Below are 17068 nucleotides of genomic sequence, written 5' to 3'. Positions count from 1 at the left end.
GGCGGCGTTCCTGCGGGCGAGGGTTGCCTTCCGGCGGGCGGGCGCCTCTAAGACGGAGCATGGCCAACGCCGCCCTTCCTGCACCCGCCGTCATCCTGACCACGCCTCAACTCGCCGAGAACATCGGGGCCGTGGCGCGCATCATGGCCAACTTCGGACTGTCGGACCTTCGCCTGGTGAATCCTCGCGACGGCTGGCCCCAGGAGCGCGCCTGGGCTCTGGCCTCGGGCGCCGAATGGCCCCTGAATGCGGCGCGGGTGCACGACACCGTGGCCGAGGCGATCGCCGACCTGCAACTCGTCTTCGCCACCACGGCGCGGCCGCGCGAGCTGACGCTGCCCGTGCTGACGCCGCGGGCCGCCGCGGCGGAACTGGCGGGGGCGGCCGCCGCGGGCCGCCGCGTGGGTCTGCTGTTCGGCGGCGAGCGTGCGGGGCTGGAGACCGCCGACATCGCGCTGTGCCAGGCGGTCGTGACGATTCCCATCGATCCGCGCTTTCGCTCGCTGAATCTCGCGCAGGCGGTGGCCATCAACGCCTATGAGTGGCGCACGACGGTCCACGACGCTGCGCCCCCCGCCTTCCGCGCGGGGCCGGAACCGGCCTCGGGCGAAGCCCTGCTGGGCCTCTACCAGCACCTCGAGGGGGAGCTCGAGACCGCGGGCTTCTTCCATCCGCCCGAGAAGACCCCGAACATGATCCAGAACCTGCGTTCCGCGCTGGGCAAGGCGCGCTTCACCGATCAGGAGGTGCGCACGCTGCGCGGGGTCGTCACCGCCCTCAGCCGGGGACGGGGCAAGGTGCTGGAGAAGATCGCCCGCAAGCGGCGGGAGGGCGAGGCGTGAGCCGGCCCGGCGAGGGGCGGCCGGGAGACTCTCTGGCGCGGCTGCTGGCGGCGCGGCCCATTCCGATTCTCCAGGCGCCGATGGTGGGCGCGTCCCTGGACGGACTGGCGGCGGCGGTGAGCGCGGCCGGCGGCATGGGCGCCCTGGCGGCCGGCGCCCTCGCCCCCGAGGAGATCGGGCCGACGGTGGCGCGCGTGCGTGCGGCGACCGGCGCGCCCTTCATCGTCAACCTGCTGATGGCGCCGCGGGGCGACCCGGCGCCCGGCGAGGTGGCCGGCGGCCTGGCGCGGCTGGCGCCGTGGTACGCCCGACTGGGCCTGGATCCGCCCGAGGCTCCCAACAGCTTCGCGCCCGACTTCGACGCCCAACTGGAGGCGCTGATCGCGGCTGCGCCGCCCGCCGCATCGTTCACGTTCGACATTCTGGACCGGCCGCGGGTGGCGCGTCTCCGGGCGCGAGGGACCTTCGTCATCGGCACGGCGACCACCGTCGCCGAGGCCCGGGCGTGGGCCGAGGCGGGCGCCGACGGGATCTGCGCCCAGGGGTTCGAGGCCGGCGGCCACCGCGGCCACTTCCTGGCCGATCCGGAGGCCAGCCTCGTCGGGACGCTGCCGCTGGTGGCGACGATCCGGTCGGCCGTGGACCTGCCGGTCATCGCCGCCGGCGGGATCATGGACGGACGCGGGGTGGCGGCGGCGCTGGCCCTCGGCGCGGCGGCGGCGCAGATGGGGACGGCGTTCCTGCTGGCGGACGAAGCCACCACGTCCAGGCCCTGGCGAGAGGCGGTCGAGGGGGTGGGCGACGACGCCACGCGCCTGACGCGGGCGTTCACCGGCCGCTACGCCCGCGGGATCGAGAACAGGTTCATGCGTCTGATGCATGGGGTCCAGGACGAGGTCCCGGCCTATCCTGTCCAGAACAGGCTGACCCAGCCGCTGCGCGCGGCCGCAGCCCAGGCCGATGCGCCCGAGATGATCTCTCTCTGGGCCGGTCAGGGCGTGGCGCTCGCGCGGCCCGGCCGGGCGGCCGACCTGCTGCGGGCGTGGTGGGACGAGGCCGGCGAGGCCGCCCAGGCGCTGGCGGAAAGGGCGCTGGCGGAAAGGGCGCTCGCCGCAAGGACGCTGGCGACCCGTACGGAACGGAAGGACGGATCTTGAACGACCTGAGGACGGCGGCGCGGGACGCCTACATCTACACCCTGCCGCTGATCGAGGTGGCCACCACGCGCCAGCGCGGCCTGGGCCTGGGGCAGACGATGGGCGCCATCACCCACGTGCGGAAGCTGGCGACGCCGAAGCATCGCGCGGTGACGACGCCGAACACCGACACCCTCTACTCCACGGCGCATATCGACCTCTCGGCGGGGCCGGCGACGATCACCCTGCCCCCCGCGGGCGACCGCTATCTCTCGCTGGCGCTGATGGACGCCTACACCAACAATTTCGCGGTCCTGGGCACGCGGACCACGGGGCCGGACGGCGGGACCTTCCGGCTGGTGGGGCCGCGCGAGACGGCCGAGGGCTGGAATCTCATCCGCTCGCCGACGGACCATGTCTGGGCGCTGGCCCGTATCCTGGTGGAGGGGCCGCACGACCTGCAGGCCGCGCGCGAGGTCCAGGCGGGAATATCGCTGCAGGCGCCGGCCGCCGCGCCACCCGGGCCCTACGCGGGACGCAAGGCGGACTGGCGCGAGTATTTCGCGAGCGCCGCGAAGCTGATGGCCGCCAATCCGCCGCCGGTGACCGACCTGGGTTACCTGCGGCGGCTGGCGCCGCTGGGGCTGCCGGAAGGCTTCGACCCCGACCGCTTCTCGGCGGACGAGGGGGCGGAGATCGCCGCCGGGCTCGAGGATGGCCGCAAGGCGGTGCGCGGCGGCGGTGGGCTGGGCGGCGGGGCGTTCATCCAGGGCTGGTCGTATCCCAGCGCCAAGCTGGGCGATTTCGAGCAGGACTACGGGCTGCGCGCGGCGGTCGCCCTGGGCGGTCTGGCCGCCCTTCCGCCGACCGAGGCGATGTACCTTCAAGGTCAGGGGCCGGAGCCCGGAAAGCTGTTCGACGGCCGCAAGGCGTGGCGGCTGCACTTTCCCGCGGACGCGCATCTCCCGGTGGATTCGTTCTGGTCGCTCAGCCTCTACGAGGCGACCGACGACGGGCAGTACTTCTTCTGGGACAACCCGCTGAACCGCTACGCCATCGGTGACCGCTCGCCGGGACTGGAGACCAATCCCGACGGCTCGCTGGACATCTGGGTCGGGAACGAAAGCCCCGGCGCCGGGCGTGAGGGCAATTGGCTGCCGGCGCCGCCAGCGTCCTTCGCCCTGTTCATGCGCGCCTACCTGCCGCGCGCCGAGTTGCTCCAGGGCTATTATCGTATGCCTGCGCTGGAGGTTGTCTGACGCGCGCGGGGCCGCCAATCAGACCCGGCGTTGATGGAGGGGCACGGTGAACAGGCGGGAGATCTTGGCGGCGCTGGCGGTGATCGGGGCGATCCCGACGGCGCGGGCGCATGCGGCGACCGGCGACCTGAGGTCGGCGGCGCGGGAAGCGTGGCTCTATGGCCTGCCGCTCGTCGAAATGGCCACGGCGCGCGCCCGCGCGCTGGCCGGCCCGGATGCGGTGCTGAAGCGCCTGAACGCCTTCGGCCACGGCCGCCACCTCGCCGGGCCACAGTCGCGCAACGTTACCACGCCCAACAACGACACCCTCTATTCGCGGGCGTGGCTGGACCTGAGCCGCGGGCCGGTGACGATGGAGATTCCGCCGACCGGCGATCGCTATATCTCGGTGGCCGGCATGAACATGTTCACCGACAACGACTTCGTCCTGGGCACGCGGACCACCGGGGGCGGCGGCGGGCGATACACCATCGTCGGACCGGGCCAGGCCGGCGAGGGACCGAACGTCGTGCGGCTGAAGACACCCGAGGGCTGGGTGCTGGTGCGGATCCTCGTCGATGGTCCGGACGACCTCTCCGCCGTCCACAGGATTCAGGACGGCCTGCGCATGAGCGGCCCGACAGCCCCGGCCCCCGCCGCCTATGCCGAGCGCTCGGCCCCGCCGCTGGAGTACTTCGCCTCGGTGGCCCGGCTGCTGAAGGCCAATCCGCCGCCCGCCACCGACGGGGCGCTGTTCGGCCGGGCGGCGCCGCTCGGCCTGACGGCGCAGGGCGGGTTCGATCCCCGGCGGTTCGACGCCGCGGCGACGGCCGAGATCGCGGCGGGCGTGGCCGAGGCCCGGCGCGCCCTGATGGGCCAACGGCCCGGCGGCGCGGTCCAGGGCTGGACCTATCCGCGGACGACGCTCGGCGACTTCAACCAAGACTATGCGTTCCGCGCGGCGGTGGCGCTGGGCGGTCTGGCGGCCCTGCCCCCGGCCGAGGCGATGTATATGCAGCCTGTGGCCGAGCAGGGGCGGATGTTCACGGGGGAGGGGCCGTATCGCCTGCATTTCCCCGCCGACAGGCTGCCTGCCGTCGACGCCTTCTGGTCGCTGACCCTGTACGAGGCCACGCCCGACGGCCAGTTCTTCCTCGTGGAGAACCCGATCCAGCGCTACTCGATCGGCGACCGGACGCCCGGTCTCCGGAAGAACGCCGACGGGTCGCTGACGCTGTGGATCGCCCGCGGCGATCCCGGCGGCGAGCGATCCGCCAACTGGCTGCCTGCGCCGGCCAAGGGCCCCTTCAGCCTGAGCTTCCGCGCCTATCTCCCGAAGGACGAGTTCCGCGACGGCCGCTACCGCCTGCCGGCGCTAGAGGCGGTCGCCGGCTGACGGCCGAAGGCGGCCGGAAGGATCGCGCTCCTTCAGGCCCCTTCATGGGATAGCCCAGGCGACCGAGGTCGAGGTCGCGCCGCAGCGCCTCGGCCTGTTCGACGACCTTCAGGGGATGCATGCCGGCCACGACGTCGCGGTCGCAGCGCAGCATCCGCCCCACCTGGCCGGGCGTGGAGGGGATATCGCGCCGTGTATCGAAACCGTGGCGGTCCGGGCTCATCGCGGGCGTGCGGCGCCGACGACGGCTTGGCGGAGCGGCAGGGCGACCGATAGGCTGGCGAAAACGCACGGAGGAGGGGCGGATGCGACGGACTGGAGGAATGCGGGCGGCGGTCGCCGGCCTGGCGCTGATCGTCGGGGCGACGCCGACCGTCGCGACGGCGCAGCCCGCCGCGCCGGCCGAGGCGGCCCGCAAGGCGGCCCGCGCGGAAGCGCTGCGGGTGATCGACGGGTGGCTGGCCGGCGTGCGCGACTTCGAGGACATCCCCGCCCTGACCGCCGGTGTGGTGGTCGGCGACGACCTGGTCTGGGCGAAGGGCTACGGGACCCTGGACGCCGCCCGCAAGGTCCCGGCGACGCCGAAGACGGTCTACTCCATCTGCTCGATCTCGAAGCTGTTCACCGCCGTGGCGGTGATGCGCGAGCAGGAGGCGGGGCGGCTGTCGATCGACCAGCCGCTGACCAGCTACATCTCCTGGGCGAAGCTGAAGCCGGCGCAGGGCGACAGTGGGGCGATCACGCTGCGCGGCCTGCTGACCCATTCGGCGGGCCTGCCGCGCGAAAGCGATTTCCCGTACTGGATCGGCGAGAGCTATCCGTTCCCCACCCAGGCCGAGATGCGGGCGAAGACGCCGGAGCAGGCCGCGCTGTTCCCGCCCGGACGGTGGTTCCAGTATTCCAATCTCGGGATCACCCTGGCCGGCGAGGCCGTCGAGGCGACATCGGGTCAGTCCTATGCGGCCTACATGCAGGCCTCGATCCTGGGGCCGCTCGGCCTGAAGGACACTCAGCCCGGCTTTCCGACCGCACGGCTGGGCAAGGACATGGCCGTGGGCTGGGGCGCGCGGAAGCGCGACGGGACCCGGGACCTGCTGAACACGTTCGACACCCGCGGAATCGCTCCGGCGGCCGGCTTCACCTCGACGGTCGAGGACCTGGGCAGGTTCGCCTCGTGGCAGTTCCGGCTGGCGCGAACCGAGACGCCCGAAATCCTGAAAGCGTCCACCCTGCACGAGATGCAGCGGGTGCAGTTCGTCGATCCCGACTGGCGCACCTACTGGGGCCTGGGCTTCCAGGTGGGGCGGGCGGGCGCCCGCACCTATGTGGGCCACGGCGGTTCTTGCCCCGGCTACGAGACGCTGCTCCGGCTGCACATGGACAGCCAGACGGCCGTGATCGTGATGCAGAACACGCCCGAACGGCCGGGCGACCTGGGCGCGGGCGTCTTCGGCCTGCTGCAGAAGCGGGAGGGCTTCGCGTTCAAGGCGCCGGCGCCGGCCAGGGACGTTCCGCTGGAGGATTACGCGGGACGCTATGGCGGCCAGCCGTTCGCGGCCGAGATCCTGGTCTCGCCGTGGGCCGGCGGGCTGGCGGTCCTGCGCCTGCCTTCGCGTTCGCCCTCCGATGACCTGCAGATCCTCAAGGCCAAGGGCGGCGACGTCTTCCTCCGCGTCCGCCAGGACGGCAGCGAGGCCGAGGAGGTGGTGTTCCAGCGCGACAAGGCCGGCAAGGTCACGGGCATGCTGACTTTCAGCAACGTGCGCCCGAAACTGCCGTAGCCGAGGCTGGCCTACGCAGCCGGGCCCAGCCCGCCAGCTTGACTCGGAGGGTCCCGACCGTCATACACCGCGCCTTCCAGCCGCCGGGCCAGCCCGCGTGGCCGGAAATCCATGACGGGTTGATGCAAGGCCGCCGTTGAAATCGCGATCTCCGTTTCGAGAGGTCGCCGGCCCGCGTCGCAAGAGAGTGAACAATGTCGAAGCGCCATAGCGCCAAGTACAAGCTCGACCGCCGGATGGGCGAGAACGTCTGGGGTCGCCCGAAGTCTCCCATCAACTCCCGCGCCTACGGCCCCGGCCAGCACGGCCAGCGCCGCAAGTCCAAGGTGTCGGACTTCGGCCTCCAGCTCCGCGCCAAGCAGAAGCTGAAGGGCTACTACGGCAACATCACCGAGAAGCAGTTCGTCCGCATCTACACCGAGGCGGCGCGCCGCAAGGGCAACACCTCGGAGAACCTGATCGCGCTGCTCGAGTCGCGCCTGGACGCGGTGGTCTACCGCGCCAAGTTCGTGCCGACCCCGTTCGCCGCCCGCCAGTTCGTCAACCACGGCCACGTGCTGGTGAACGGCAAGCGCGTGAACATCGCGTCGTACCGCGTCAAGGTCGGCGACGTGGTGTCGGTGCGCGAGCGGTCGCGCCACATGGCCCTGGTGCTGGAAGCCCTGGGTTCGTCCGAGCGCGACACGCCCGACTACATCACCGTGGACGCGAAGGGCATGGCCGCCACCTTCGTCCGCGCGCCGGAACTGGCCGAGGTGCCGTACCCGGTGAAGATGGAACCGAACCTGGTGGTCGAATTCTACGCGTCGTAAAGGGCGCCGACCGCCGATGAGCCTTGCGGAGGCCCCGGAGAGATCCGGGGCCTTTTGCTTGGGCGCGGCCTATGGCCAAGTCGCGCGCATGGACCGCCGCGCCTTCCTCCTCGCCGGGCTGTCGCTCAGCGCGTGTGCGACGCTCAGGCCGCCGGCCGTCAGCCCCGCGCCCGAGCCGCGGGCCGAGCTGGAACCGCTCCAGGGTTTCGAGGTGACGCGGGCCGGCCTCGTGGTGCGCGTGCGGGCCGACGGCTGCACGCCGGCGGAAGACTACGTCGCCTATGTCGACCGGACGTCGCGCCCGGCCACCCTGGCGATCGCGCGCCGCAGGCTCAGGCCGTGCCCGCCCGGCGCGGGGCTGGGCTATCTGACGGTGACGCTGCCGTGGTCAGGCCTCGGCCTGCGCCCGGGCGAGCCGGTCCTCCTGCTCAACCCGGTCGCGGCCGTCCGCTAGAGCGCTTTCCGGCGAAGTGGATGCCGGTTCGCCGTTAGAAAGCGCGCTAAATCAAGAACCTAGAGCGCCGCTCCGATTCAATCGGAGCGAATGGCGCTCTAGGGCTCGGCGGGCGCGAGCTGGAGCCGGGCGTGCGGCAGGGCCTCGGGATGGGCCTCGCGCAGCCAGCCGATGATCTGCTCGCGGATCAGGCAGCGCAGGTCGAAGGCCTCGCCCGAGCTGCGGGCGCTGGCCAGGATGCGGACCTCCATGGTGCGTTCGCGCGCATCGGTCACCTGCACGACCGAGACCTTGCCGTCCCAGAGCCCGGTCCCGGCGAGGATCCCGGCCAGGCGCTCGCGGATCGCCTCCACCGGCGCGCGGTAGTCGAGGTAGAGCATCACCACGCCCAGCAGCTCGGCCGACTCCCGCGTCCAGTTCTGGAAGGGCTTCTCCATGAAGTACTTCAGCGGCACGATCAGGCGACGCAGGTCCCAGATGCGGATGACGACATAGGTCGAGGTGATCTCCTCCACGCGGCCCCATTCGCCCTCGACGATCAGGGCGTCGTCGATGCGGATGGGCTGGGTCAACGCGATCTGGACCCCGGCCAGCAGGTTCGACAGCACCGGCTGGAGCGCCAGGCCCACGATGATGCCGGCCGCGCCGCCCGCGGCCAGGAGGCTGACGCCGAGCTGGCGCACGCCGGGCACGGTCATCAGGGCGAAGGCGATGGTGAGGATCACGACCAGGGTGGCGGCGGCCCGGCGCAGGATGCGCACCTGGGTCTGGTGCTTGCGGGCCTCCAGGTTGTCGCTGACGTCGATCCTGTACCGGCCGAGGTAGAGCGTCGAGGCGATGTCGAGGGCCGACATCGCGGCCATGCCGACCAGGACGATGAAGGCGACCAGCAGGCCGTGATGCGCCAGCGCCTCCTGCCGCTCGGGCATGGGCGCCACATGCACGGCCCAGGCGACGGCGCCGATACAGAGCGCCAGCCGAGCGGTGCGGCGGGTGCGCAGGAGGAGCGGACGCCAGAACGAATCCTCAGCCGTCAGCCGCTTTCTGAGAATCCGTACGACGCCGCCGTAGGCCGCCAGCGCCACCGCCAGGGCGAGGCCTATGAGGATGAGGCCGAACAGCCAGGATGGCGCCCAGCCCAGGTGCTGCCGCGCGGCGGCCAGGAGGGTCTCGATCTGCATGAGCGCGTTTTAGCGCGCGACGGCGCCGGTCGTTCCGCACTCACGAAAAAATGCGGGAATCCAGTCGGGCACGCGGCGCGGGCGCCCGGTGGCCTGCTCGATCAGCACCCAGGTGGTGCGCACCTGGGCGCACATCGCGCCGTCGGGGCCGTCGATGCGGATGAAGCGGTCGAAGCGCGGGCCTTCGGGCGCGTCGGCGACCCAGGTGCGGCCGTGGGCAGTCTCGCCCAGCTTGAGTTCGCGGCGGTAGTCGATCTCGTGGCGCAGGGCGACCCAGGCCCAGGCGGCCTGCGCCTCGGCGCTGGCGCGGCTCTTCCAATGGGCGACGCCAAGGTCCTGAGCCCAGCGCAGGTAGACCACGTTGTTCACGTGGCCGTTGTCGTCGATGTCGTCGGGAACGGGCTCGAACGTCAGGTGGAAGACCTGCCGGCCCTCCGGGGGTTCGAGCAGTCGGCTCACGCGTCCAGGACGCCCTGTTCCTGCAGGAAGGATTTCAGTTCACCGGATTCGAACATCTCGCGGACGATGTCGCAGCCGCCCACGAACTCGCCCTTCACATAGAGCTGCGGGATGGTGGGCCAGTCGGAGAAGGCCTTGATGCCCTCGCGCAGAGCGTCGCTCTGGAGGACATCGACGCCGACGAAGTCCACGCCCAGGTGATCCAGCACCTGGACCGTCACGGCCGAAAAGCCGCAGCGGGGCTGTTCCGGGGCGCCCTTCATGAACAGGATCACGGGATGCTCGGCCACGGACTTGGCGATCCAGTCGTGGACAGGGTTGGCGGCGGCTTCGGACATCGGGTCGCCCTTTCGGCGAAGAGGTGCAGGCCAAGAGCTAGGGACGCCGGGTTCCCGGGTCAAGCGGGCGCGCTGGTCTCCAGCGCCAGGGCGTGCAGTTCCCCGCCCATCTTCCCCTTCAGCGCGGCGTAGACGAGTTGATGCTGGCGCACGCGCGGCAGGCCGGCGAAGGCGACGGACACGATCCTCGCCTTGTAGTGGTCGCCGTCGCCGGCGAGGTCGGTGATCTCGATCTCGGCGTCGGGGAAACCCTCGCGCAGGGCGGCTTCCAGGTCGGGCTGGGACATCGGCATGCGGAGGGCTTAGGCCGAACGGGCCTGCGCCTCAAGCGGCCGTTGCCCGCACTATCGCGGCGTGACGGTCAATCGTCCGTCCCGCACCAGCGCCAGGATCGCCTTCCGGACTCTCTCGTAGAGCGCCGGCGGCAGATGGCCATAGGCCCAGCGGTCCGGCCCGACGGCTTCGAGATCGTAGCCGGGCCAGGCCGTCTCGTTCACCTCGTCCAGCACGATCCACGATGGGGCGGCGTCCAGCCCCAGGTGCGCCTTCACCCTCGGCGGCAGCTCCAGGACGTGATCGCCTGCCCTGGGCGGCGAATGTGTGATGGCCGCGAGAGCCGCCAGCAGCATGCCGTCCGCGCGGCGGCGGTAGGTCAGGACGACGGCGCACGGCCGCGCGTAGCGGGCTTCCGCACGACCGCGATCGCGCTCCCGCCGCCACAGGTAGTTGAAGCGCACGACGAGGCCCGGCTCCGGGCTCGGGACGGTCATGCCCCGATCAGTCGTCGAGCAGGGCGTTCAGGTGGTCATGGCTCGGGTCCATCCGCGCACCCTCCAGGGCGGCGATGGCCTCATCTGAAAGCTCCGAGGCCGCCAGCGCGCGGGTCGCGAGGCTCTTCAATCGGAGGTAGTCGTCATAGTCGCTCTTCGACATGAGGACTTCAGTGACCCGGCCGTGGTGCGTCACCGCCACCGGCGAACGCTGCGCAGCTTGCCGGTAGCGGGAGAACCGCTTGGCGACTTCGGTGGCGGAAACTTCCAGCATGACAGGCCTCCAGTGCGGAAAATGCGGATTTTCCGCACTGGAGGCAAGCCCTCAGTCGATGATCGCCGAGTAGATGATGTTCTTGAGCTGGCCGCGGAAGTTGAAGGTGCCCGAGGGCATGAGCTGGGTCATGAAGACGAGGCAGAGGTCCTCCTTGGGGTCGACCCAGAAGATGGTCGAGGCCGCGCCGCCCCAGTAGTAGTCGCCCGCGCCCAGGCCGCCCGCCTCCACCTCGCCCAGGGTGGAGGCGAAGCCCAGGCCGAAGCCGACGCCGTCGTAGGCGGTCTCGGAGAAGCCGCCGAGGGCGAGGTCGGTGAGCTGCCGGCCGCCGGGCAGGTGGTTCATGTGCATCAGGGCGATGGTGCGCGGGCCCAGGATGCGGTGGCCGTCCAGCTCGCCGCCCCGGCGCAGCATCTCGCAGAAGCGGAGGTAGTCGGCGGACGTGCCGGTCAGGCCGCCGCCGCCCGACTTGAAGCCGGGCTCCCTGGTGAAGGCGCTGGTCGCCGGGTCGTCGATGAGCTTCAGCGTCTTGTCGGGGCCGCGCTGATAGTTGGCGGCGAAGCGGTCCACCTTGTCGGGCGCGACCTGGAAGGCGGTGTCCTTCATGCCCAGGGGCTCGAAGATCTCGTCCTGAAGGTACTGGGCGAACGGCTTGCCCGAGATGATCTCGACCAGGGCGCCGCAGACGTCGGTGGCGAGGGAGTACATCCAGGCCGTCCCCGGCTGATAGCGGAGCGGAACCTGCGACAGCTTCTCCATGAAGCCGTCCATCGTGTCGGGCGCGTCGAACGAGCGGATCTTCAGCCGGCGGTACACATTGTCGATCGGATGCTGGATGCCCACGCCCGGCAGGCCGCCGCCGTAGGTGAGGCCCGCGGTGTGGCTGAGCACGTCGCGGAAGGTGATGGGCCGGTGCGGCGCCTCGGTCTGCATGGCCTCGCCTTCGCCCGAGACCCACACGCGGTGGTTCTTCCACGAAGGGACGTAACGGCTGACCGGGTCGTTGAGCTGGAAGTAGCCCCGCTCATAGAGCGTCATCAGCGCGACCGAGGTGATCGGCTTGGTCATGGAATAGATGCGGTAGATGGTGTCGTCGCGCGTGGGCTTGCCGCGTTCCAGGTCCATCGACCCGAAGGACTTGAAATAGGCCAGGTGGCCGTGGCGGGCGACGCTGACCTGGCAACCGGCGATCTTGCCGGGGCCGATGTAGTTGCGCTCCAGGTGTTCGCCGATCCGTTCCAGGCGTCCGGCGTCCAGGCCGGTCCATTGCGACTGGGCGTCCATGAAATCCTCCCGACAGTATGGTGTCTTGCTTGAATGGCGGCATCATGGGCGCCGAACGCGTGTTTGGCCAAGAGCGCAGTCCGCCGGCAAGGCGGTCGGCTCGGCGGTGGATTGCGCTCTTGTTTCATGGGGAACGCCCGTCCCATGCGGGACGGCTTGGTGGAAGGACGGGTATGGACGAACTGGAGGCCCTGGCGGCGGAGATCGGCGACAAGCTCAAGGCGCGCGGCGAGAAGGTCGCCGTAAACGAAAGCTCGTCAGGCGGACTGGTTTCGGCGGCGCTGCTGAGCGTGCCGGGGGCCAGCGCCTATTTCCTGGGTGGGGCGGTGGTCTACACGCCCAAGGCGCGGGTGCTGCTGACCGATATCCCGCGTGAGGCGCTGGAGGGTGTCCGGTCGGCCAGCGAGGGCTATGCCCTGATCCTGGCCCGCAACGCCTGCGAGCGCTATGGCGCGACCTGGGGCGTCTCCGAGACAGGCGCGGCGGGACCGACCGGGAACGGCTATGGCGACGCGCCCGGTCATACCTGCGTGGCGGTGTCGGGACCCGTCGAAGCCGTGCTGACCGTCGAGACCGGTTCGGAGGACCGCAGCGCCAATATGCGCGCGTTCGCCGCCGCGGCGCTGGAACTGCTGAAGCGGGCGCTGGACTCCTGACAGCGCTCGGTCAGGGCGGGGCCACGGACAGGTCCAGGGCCTGGAGGGTCACGGCGGGCGTGGGCGCGCGCTGGACGCGGCCCGTCAGACGGCCATGTTCGCAGGTCCAGGTGAAGGTCCCTTCCATCGCCGAGGTCGCGGTGACCGGTTCGCCGGCGGCGCAGGCCCCGACCTCGGTCCGGAGCGCCGCGAGGCGCCTGCGCCAGGCGGCGGCGTCCAGGTCCAGCAGGACATTGTTCGCCAGCGGCGCAGCCGTGATCTCACCCTTCCGCCAGACGTCGCGAGCGGCCTCGTAGGCTGTCGCCAGGCCGGGGGAAACAGGAAGCGGCGCCGTCTTCAGCGCTCCCGCCGCCTCGAGCAGCAGGGCCGCACGCCAGGCCGGAAGGGCCGGCCCGCCGTAGGTGCGGCTGGCGAAGGCGAAGACGCCCACGCCGGCGTCCGGCAGCAGCAGGACGATCGATCCGTAGCCCGGATAGCCGCCCGTGTGGGTGACGACGCGACCCAGTTCGCAGTCCTGGATGACCTGCCAGCCCATCGCATAGGTCATCGCCTGGCGGCAGGGCGTGGCGCTGACGCCGGCGCGGCGCATGGGCGCCGCCGGATAGTTCGCGCCCTCCACGATTTCACGCACCGTCGCGCGCCGGAGCGGCCCGGCTTCGGGATCGTCGCGGGCCGGCCACGCGGAGAGCAGGAAGGCGACCCACCGCGCATAGTCGCTTGCGCTGGTCTCGACACCGCCCATCGCCCCGAAGGCGCCGTCCTTCATGTCGGCCTCGCGCACCCATTTCCCGTCCTGCCAGCGGTAGCCCAGGGCGCGGCGATCCTGGGGCGAGGCGAGGACGTCGTATCCGCTGGACGCCATACCCAGCGGCGCCATGATCTCGCGGCGGATATAGTCCTGGTACGTCGCGCCCGACACATTGGCGACGATGCGGCCCAGGGTGGCGTAGCCGAAGTTGGAGTACTCCATCGCCAGGCCGGGGGTGCGGGCGAAGGGCACGCCGTCGGCCAGCATCCGGGTGAACTCGGCTTCGCTGAGCACCTGCTGACGGTCGCCCCACGGGTTGTCCTCGACGAAGCCCGCGGTGTGGGTGATGAGGTCGCGCACGGTGATCTTCCGGGCATCGGTCGTGGGATATCGCCAGCCCTTCAACTCGGGGACGTAGGTCTCGGCGGGCGCATCGAGGCTCAGCCTGCCGTCGTCGCGCAGCTTTAGGATCGCCAGCGCGGTGAAGGCCTTCGACATCGAGGCGATGCGGAAGAGGGTGTCCGGCGTGACGGGAGTCTTCGTCGCGGTGTCCTGGACCCCCAGGCCCTTCACATGCACCAGCCGGCCGTCGGCCACGACGCCGTAGACGAGGCCCGGCGCGTGCGCGCTGAGGCGCCAGTCGGCGAAGGTCCGGTCGATCTTCTCCAGGGTCGCGGCGTCGGGCGCGGCGGCCAGGGCCGGGAAGGCGACGGCGAGGAGGGCGGCGATGAGGGGGCGGAGAAGCATCGGGACCTCGAGTGGCGACGCCGCAAGGCTTAGGCGATCGGGGTGCGGCCGTCACCGTGGCCCTGAGGGCGGGGCGTCACCGAAAGTGAGCGCTGCACGCCGGTCGGGCGGCGACACCACATCGGCGGGTTGGAAAGGAAGCGCCGTGCCCCCTACAGGGTCGGGTCCGGGCTGATCCGGACCAGGGTCTTGCCGAAGTTGTCTCCCTTCAGCATCTGGGCGAAGGCGGCGGGGATGGCGTCGAAGCCTTCGCGAACGTCTTCGAGATAGCGCACCTTTCCCGCCGCGACCCAGGGCGCCACCTCGGCGAGGAAGGCGTCGTGATGGCTCTCCACGTACTCGCCCACGAACAGGTTCGAGACCGTGACGTCGCGGGCTTCGGCGGCGTCGCGTTCGGCCGCGCCGGCGTCGCCGGCCTCGTCGCCATAGTGGGAGATCAGGCCGCAGATGGTCATGCGCGCGCCGGGACGGAACAGGGGCAGCACCGCCTGGAACACGGGGCCGCCCACGTTCTCGAAGTAGGCGTCCACACCGTCGGGACAGGCGGCCTTCAGGTCGTCGGCGAAGGTCGGCGAGAGATGGCTGACGCAGGCGTCGAAGCCGAGGTCTTCCAGGACGAAGCGGCATTTCGCGGGCTTGCCCGCGATCCCCACGACCCGGGCGCCGCGCTGGCGCGCAAGTTGGCCGGCGATCTGGCCCACGCCGCCCGAGGCCGCCGAGACCACGACCGTCTCGCCGGGCCTTGGCTGGCACTGGAGGATCATGCCGGCGTAGGCGGTGAGGCCCAGCATGCCCAGAACGCCGACCGCGTGGCTGATCTTCCCCTGGGCCGGATCGAGCCGCCGAGGGATCATGTAGCCCGGCCTGGCGACTCCCTCGCCCATCAGCCCGTACTCGGCCCATCCGTTGGTGTTGAAGACGAAGTCGCCCGGCGACAGGCCGTCGATCCGGCTTTCGACGACCTGCGCCACCGTGCGGGCGTGGCACGGCGCGCCCTCAGGCTCGACGCCGCGGCGCTTGTAGCCCCACTGGTAGGGATCGAGGGAGACGTAGATCGTCCGCGTCAGCGCCTGGCCCGGTCCGGGCGAGGGGATCGGGGCGGTGCGCGCCTCGAAGGTCCCTTCGTCGGGCCAGGGCGGGGGCGGGCGCTTCGCCTGGGTCCAGTACCGGTAGGTTCCGCTCACGCGGCGGCCCCGACGCGCGGCGTCGCGCGGACATAGGCGTCGATGTCGGCCAGCATCGCGGACCATGCGGCGTCTGTCCCGGCGGTCCAGTCGTCGCCCAGCAGATCCTTCAGCGTCTCGCCCACCGTGGCGAAGAAGGTGGCGAAGATGTCGCGCGGGACGTCGTAGCCCTCGTGGGTGATGATCTCGTTGCGGATCATGTGGCTGGCGTAGCGGCGCTCGCCGATGAAATCGAGGATGGCTTCGAACACCTTGGCCAGCATCTCGCCGCGGATCGCGCCGTCCTGGTCGCGCCAGAAATGCGGCTTCATGTCGGGATGCGTGGCGAACAGGCGCTCATAGACCTGGGCGGTGGGATCGATGCCGAGTTCGGCGATCCGTTCCAGGCTGGCCTCGACGGCGGCGGAATAGCTGTAGGCCATTCGACGTCCTCCTCTCGCCCGGTCTGCCGCGGGCGTCCCCTGTAGCATCGGCGGGCCGGGTCACCGAGGCAAGCGTCAGACGAAGATGATCCGACTATTGCGAGGCGCCTCGCGCGTCGACGCGGACGATGTCGACCAGGACGTCGCCCTGCACCAAGTGGAAGACGTCGTAGCGGTCCAGGGTGGGGTCGATATGGCCTGGCGCCAGCGCGAGGCGCTCGCCCCGGGCCACGTGTCCCGCCGCCGGCCGCATCAGCAGGCCCTGTTCGTCGCCGAAGAAGCGGTAGGCGCAGCCGGCGAACTTCGGGGTCAGGGGCTGTGGGAACGGCCCGTCGGTGTTGAACGCCTTCAGTCCGGCGTCGGTGGACACCCACTTCGGATGGTTGGCGGAAATCACGGTGGTGACCACCGTGGCGCTCTGCTCGAAGGCGCCTTCGGGATCGTCGCCGAGCGCGTCACGGTATTCCTTGTCCATGAAGGCGTAGGATCCGGGCTGGATCTCGGTCAGCACGCCCTGCGCCGCGTCGGCGGTGAAGGTGCCGGTGCCGCCGCCGGTGACGACGTCCACCGTCCCCCCGACGGCGCGGATCTCAGCGATGGCGGCGGACAGCTTCGCCATGCCGTCCGCCACGGCGGCGGCGCGGGTGTTCGCCCCTTCCATGTGCTGCCAGGCGCCGCCGTAGCCCTGGACTCCCAGCAGGCGGAGGTCGGGGTGCGCCAGGATCGCGCGCGCCGTCGCCGCCGCCTGGGCGGGATCATGGCAACCCGTGCGACCCAGGCCGACGTCGATGTCGATCAGCACCTGGAGGGGCGAGGTCGCCGCGGCGGCCAGTTCCGTGGCGCCGTCGGGGTGGTCCGCCACGATGCGGAAGTCGGGCAGGGTGGCCGCCAGGCGCGCGGCGCGGGCGGCGTTTTCGGCCCCGGCGACGGGCGAGGTGACCAGGATGTGGCCGATCCCGCGCGCGGCCAGCGCCTCGGCCTCGCCCAGCTTGGCGCAGCAGACGCCGACGGCGCCGGCCTCGATCTGCCGCCGGGCCAGGGCGGCGCACTTGTGGGATTTGGCGTGCGGGCGCAGCGCGAGGCCGGCGGCCCGGGCGCGGGCGGCCATCTTGGCGACGTTTCGATCGAAGGCGTCCAGGTCGATGGCGACGGCCGGGGTCGGGATGCGGTCGGCCGAGCCGGCCCGGCCCAGGATCGAGAGGGCGAAGGCGATGTGGGGCCGGGCGGCGAGGGGCCCCAGGTCGGCGCGGATCTCGTCTGGCGTGCGGCTCATGGCGCGCCAGCCTCCGGGAAGATCGACCGGATGAAAAGGGCGGCCCCGGAAGCTTGCCGAAAAAAGCTTGCCG

General features: G+C 71.2%; 19 protein-coding genes. 8 read left to right on the top strand and 11 right to left on the bottom strand.

The window, feature by feature from the left end; genetic code table 11:
• Nucleotides 1-59: 59 nt before the first annotated feature.
• From WG212_RS18835 to WG212_RS18805, 7 genes are all read left to right on the top strand, one after another.
• Nucleotides 60-842, top strand: a complete 783-nt coding sequence (locus WG212_RS18835; protein ID WP_337188657.1) for an RNA methyltransferase — start codon at nt 60-62, stop codon at nt 840-842.
• A complete protein-coding gene (locus tag WG212_RS18830; protein WP_337188656.1) occupies nt 839-1999 on the top strand; it encodes a nitronate monooxygenase in 1161 nt (386 codons plus the stop codon). The genes WG212_RS18835 and WG212_RS18830 overlap by 4 nt, the downstream gene beginning before the upstream one ends.
• Complete coding sequence (locus tag WG212_RS18825; protein ID WP_337188655.1) at nt 1996-3237, top strand: DUF1254 domain-containing protein; 1242 nt, start codon at nt 1996-1998, stop codon at nt 3235-3237. The genes WG212_RS18830 and WG212_RS18825 overlap by 4 nt, the downstream gene beginning before the upstream one ends.
• Before the next feature lie 46 nt (nt 3238-3283).
• Nucleotides 3284-4612, top strand: a complete 1329-nt coding sequence (locus tag WG212_RS18820) for a DUF1254 domain-containing protein (protein WP_337188654.1) — start codon at nt 3284-3286, stop codon at nt 4610-4612.
• Between the two features lie 305 nt (nt 4613-4917).
• Nucleotides 4918-6393 carry a serine hydrolase domain-containing protein gene (locus WG212_RS18815; protein WP_337188653.1) on the top strand — a complete coding sequence of 492 codons (1476 nt, stop codon included), beginning with the start codon at nt 4918-4920 and terminating at the stop codon, nt 6391-6393.
• Between the two features lie 194 nt (nt 6394-6587).
• Nucleotides 6588-7205, top strand: coding sequence for a 30S ribosomal protein S4 (rpsD, locus tag WG212_RS18810; protein WP_337188652.1), 618 nt, complete (start codon nt 6588-6590; stop codon nt 7203-7205).
• An 88-nt stretch (nt 7206-7293) separates the two neighbouring features.
• On the top strand, nt 7294-7659 hold the full coding sequence (locus WG212_RS18805) for a hypothetical protein (protein ID WP_337188651.1): 366 nt from the start codon (nt 7294-7296) through the stop codon (nt 7657-7659).
• A 98-nt stretch (nt 7660-7757) separates the two neighbouring features.
• Here WG212_RS18805 and WG212_RS18800 read toward each other — a convergent pair whose 3' ends face one another.
• Genes WG212_RS18800 through WG212_RS18770 form a run of 7 tightly spaced genes read right to left on the bottom strand, consistent with a single transcriptional unit; the run spans nt 7758 to nt 11965 of the window.
• Nucleotides 7758-8840, bottom strand: a complete 1083-nt coding sequence (locus tag WG212_RS18800) for a mechanosensitive ion channel domain-containing protein (protein WP_337188650.1) — start codon at nt 8838-8840, stop codon at nt 7758-7760.
• 9 nt (nt 8841-8849) lie between these two features.
• Nucleotides 8850-9299, bottom strand: a complete 450-nt coding sequence (locus tag WG212_RS18795) for a thioesterase family protein (protein WP_337188649.1) — start codon at nt 9297-9299, stop codon at nt 8850-8852.
• Nucleotides 9296-9637, bottom strand: a complete 342-nt coding sequence (gene grxD / locus WG212_RS18790; protein ID WP_337188648.1) for a Grx4 family monothiol glutaredoxin — start codon at nt 9635-9637, stop codon at nt 9296-9298. The genes WG212_RS18795 and grxD overlap by 4 nt, the downstream gene beginning before the upstream one ends.
• 59 nt (nt 9638-9696) lie before the next feature.
• Entirely contained in the window at nt 9697-9930 is a 234-nt protein-coding gene (locus WG212_RS18785) for a BolA family transcriptional regulator (protein ID WP_337188647.1), read from the bottom strand.
• A 51-nt stretch (nt 9931-9981) separates the two neighbouring features.
• Complete coding sequence (locus WG212_RS18780) at nt 9982-10407, bottom strand: hypothetical protein (protein ID WP_337188646.1); 426 nt, start codon at nt 10405-10407, stop codon at nt 9982-9984.
• A gap of 7 nt (nt 10408-10414) precedes the next feature.
• On the bottom strand, nt 10415-10681 hold the full coding sequence (locus WG212_RS18775; RefSeq protein ID WP_337188645.1) for a type II toxin-antitoxin system Phd/YefM family antitoxin: 267 nt from the start codon (nt 10679-10681) through the stop codon (nt 10415-10417).
• A gap of 51 nt (nt 10682-10732) precedes the next feature.
• The gene (locus WG212_RS18770; protein ID WP_337188644.1) at nt 10733-11965 is read right to left on the bottom strand and encodes a serine hydrolase domain-containing protein; all 1233 of its coding nucleotides are present in this window, start codon (nt 11963-11965) and stop codon (nt 10733-10735) included.
• A gap of 173 nt (nt 11966-12138) precedes the next feature.
• Between WG212_RS18770 and WG212_RS18765 the strand changes: the two genes are divergently transcribed.
• Entirely contained in the window at nt 12139-12621 is a 483-nt protein-coding gene (locus WG212_RS18765; RefSeq protein WP_337188643.1) for a CinA family protein, read from the top strand.
• Between the two features lie 10 nt (nt 12622-12631).
• Here the strand turns inward: WG212_RS18765 and WG212_RS18760 are convergent, their stop codons facing one another.
• The 4 genes from WG212_RS18760 to WG212_RS18745 form a co-directional block, all read right to left on the bottom strand.
• On the bottom strand, nt 12632-14116 hold the full coding sequence (locus WG212_RS18760) for a serine hydrolase domain-containing protein (RefSeq protein ID WP_337188642.1): 1485 nt from the start codon (nt 14114-14116) through the stop codon (nt 12632-12634).
• A gap of 152 nt (nt 14117-14268) precedes the next feature.
• On the bottom strand, nt 14269-15300 hold the full coding sequence (locus tag WG212_RS18755) for an NADP-dependent oxidoreductase (protein WP_337188641.1): 1032 nt from the start codon (nt 15298-15300) through the stop codon (nt 14269-14271).
• On the bottom strand, nt 15297-15722 hold the full coding sequence (locus WG212_RS18750) for a globin (protein ID WP_337188640.1): 426 nt from the start codon (nt 15720-15722) through the stop codon (nt 15297-15299). The genes WG212_RS18755 and WG212_RS18750 overlap by 4 nt, the downstream gene beginning before the upstream one ends.
• A gap of 94 nt (nt 15723-15816) precedes the next feature.
• A complete protein-coding gene (locus tag WG212_RS18745; RefSeq protein ID WP_337188639.1) occupies nt 15817-16995 on the bottom strand; it encodes an alanine racemase in 1179 nt (392 codons plus the stop codon).
• Between the last annotated feature and the right edge of the window lie 73 nt (nt 16996-17068).

Origin of the sequence: Phenylobacterium sp. (assembly GCF_037189685.1) — a bacterium.
Lineage (GTDB): Bacteria > Pseudomonadota > Alphaproteobacteria > Caulobacterales > Caulobacteraceae > Phenylobacterium.
Note: the sequence above shows the minus strand (reverse complement) of the source record. Positions and strands in the feature narration are given on the sequence as shown.

Bases quoted from the DNA above. Each gene is read 5' to 3' on its own strand.
- WG212_RS18835 (WP_337188657.1), top strand. From the start codon at position 60: ATGGCCAACGCCGCCCTTCCTGCACCCGCCGTCATCCTGACCACGCCT.
- WG212_RS18815 (WP_337188653.1), top strand. From the start codon at position 4,918: ATGCGACGGACTGGAGGAATGCGGGCGGCGGTCGCCGGCCTGGCGCTG.
- rpsD (WP_337188652.1), top strand. From the start codon at position 6,588: ATGTCGAAGCGCCATAGCGCCAAGTACAAGCTCGACCGCCGGATGGGC.
- WG212_RS18805 (WP_337188651.1), top strand. From the start codon at position 7,294: ATGGACCGCCGCGCCTTCCTCCTCGCCGGGCTGTCGCTCAGCGCGTGT.
- WG212_RS18800 (WP_337188650.1), bottom strand. From the start codon at position 8,840: ATGCAGATCGAGACCCTCCTGGCCGCCGCGCGGCAGCACCTGGGCTGG.
- grxD (WP_337188648.1), bottom strand. From the start codon at position 9,637: ATGTCCGAAGCCGCCGCCAACCCTGTCCACGACTGGATCGCCAAGTCC.
- WG212_RS18785 (WP_337188647.1), bottom strand. From the start codon at position 9,930: ATGCCGATGTCCCAGCCCGACCTGGAAGCCGCCCTGCGCGAGGGTTTC.
- WG212_RS18780 (WP_337188646.1), bottom strand. From the start codon at position 10,407: ATGACCGTCCCGAGCCCGGAGCCGGGCCTCGTCGTGCGCTTCAACTAC.
- WG212_RS18775 (WP_337188645.1), bottom strand. From the start codon at position 10,681: ATGCTGGAAGTTTCCGCCACCGAAGTCGCCAAGCGGTTCTCCCGCTAC.
- WG212_RS18770 (WP_337188644.1), bottom strand. From the start codon at position 11,965: ATGGACGCCCAGTCGCAATGGACCGGCCTGGACGCCGGACGCCTGGAA.
- WG212_RS18765 (WP_337188643.1), top strand. From the start codon at position 12,139: ATGGACGAACTGGAGGCCCTGGCGGCGGAGATCGGCGACAAGCTCAAG.
- WG212_RS18760 (WP_337188642.1), bottom strand. From the start codon at position 14,116: ATGCTTCTCCGCCCCCTCATCGCCGCCCTCCTCGCCGTCGCCTTCCCG.
- WG212_RS18750 (WP_337188640.1), bottom strand. From the start codon at position 15,722: ATGGCCTACAGCTATTCCGCCGCCGTCGAGGCCAGCCTGGAACGGATC.
- WG212_RS18745 (WP_337188639.1), bottom strand. From the start codon at position 16,995: ATGAGCCGCACGCCAGACGAGATCCGCGCCGACCTGGGGCCCCTCGCC.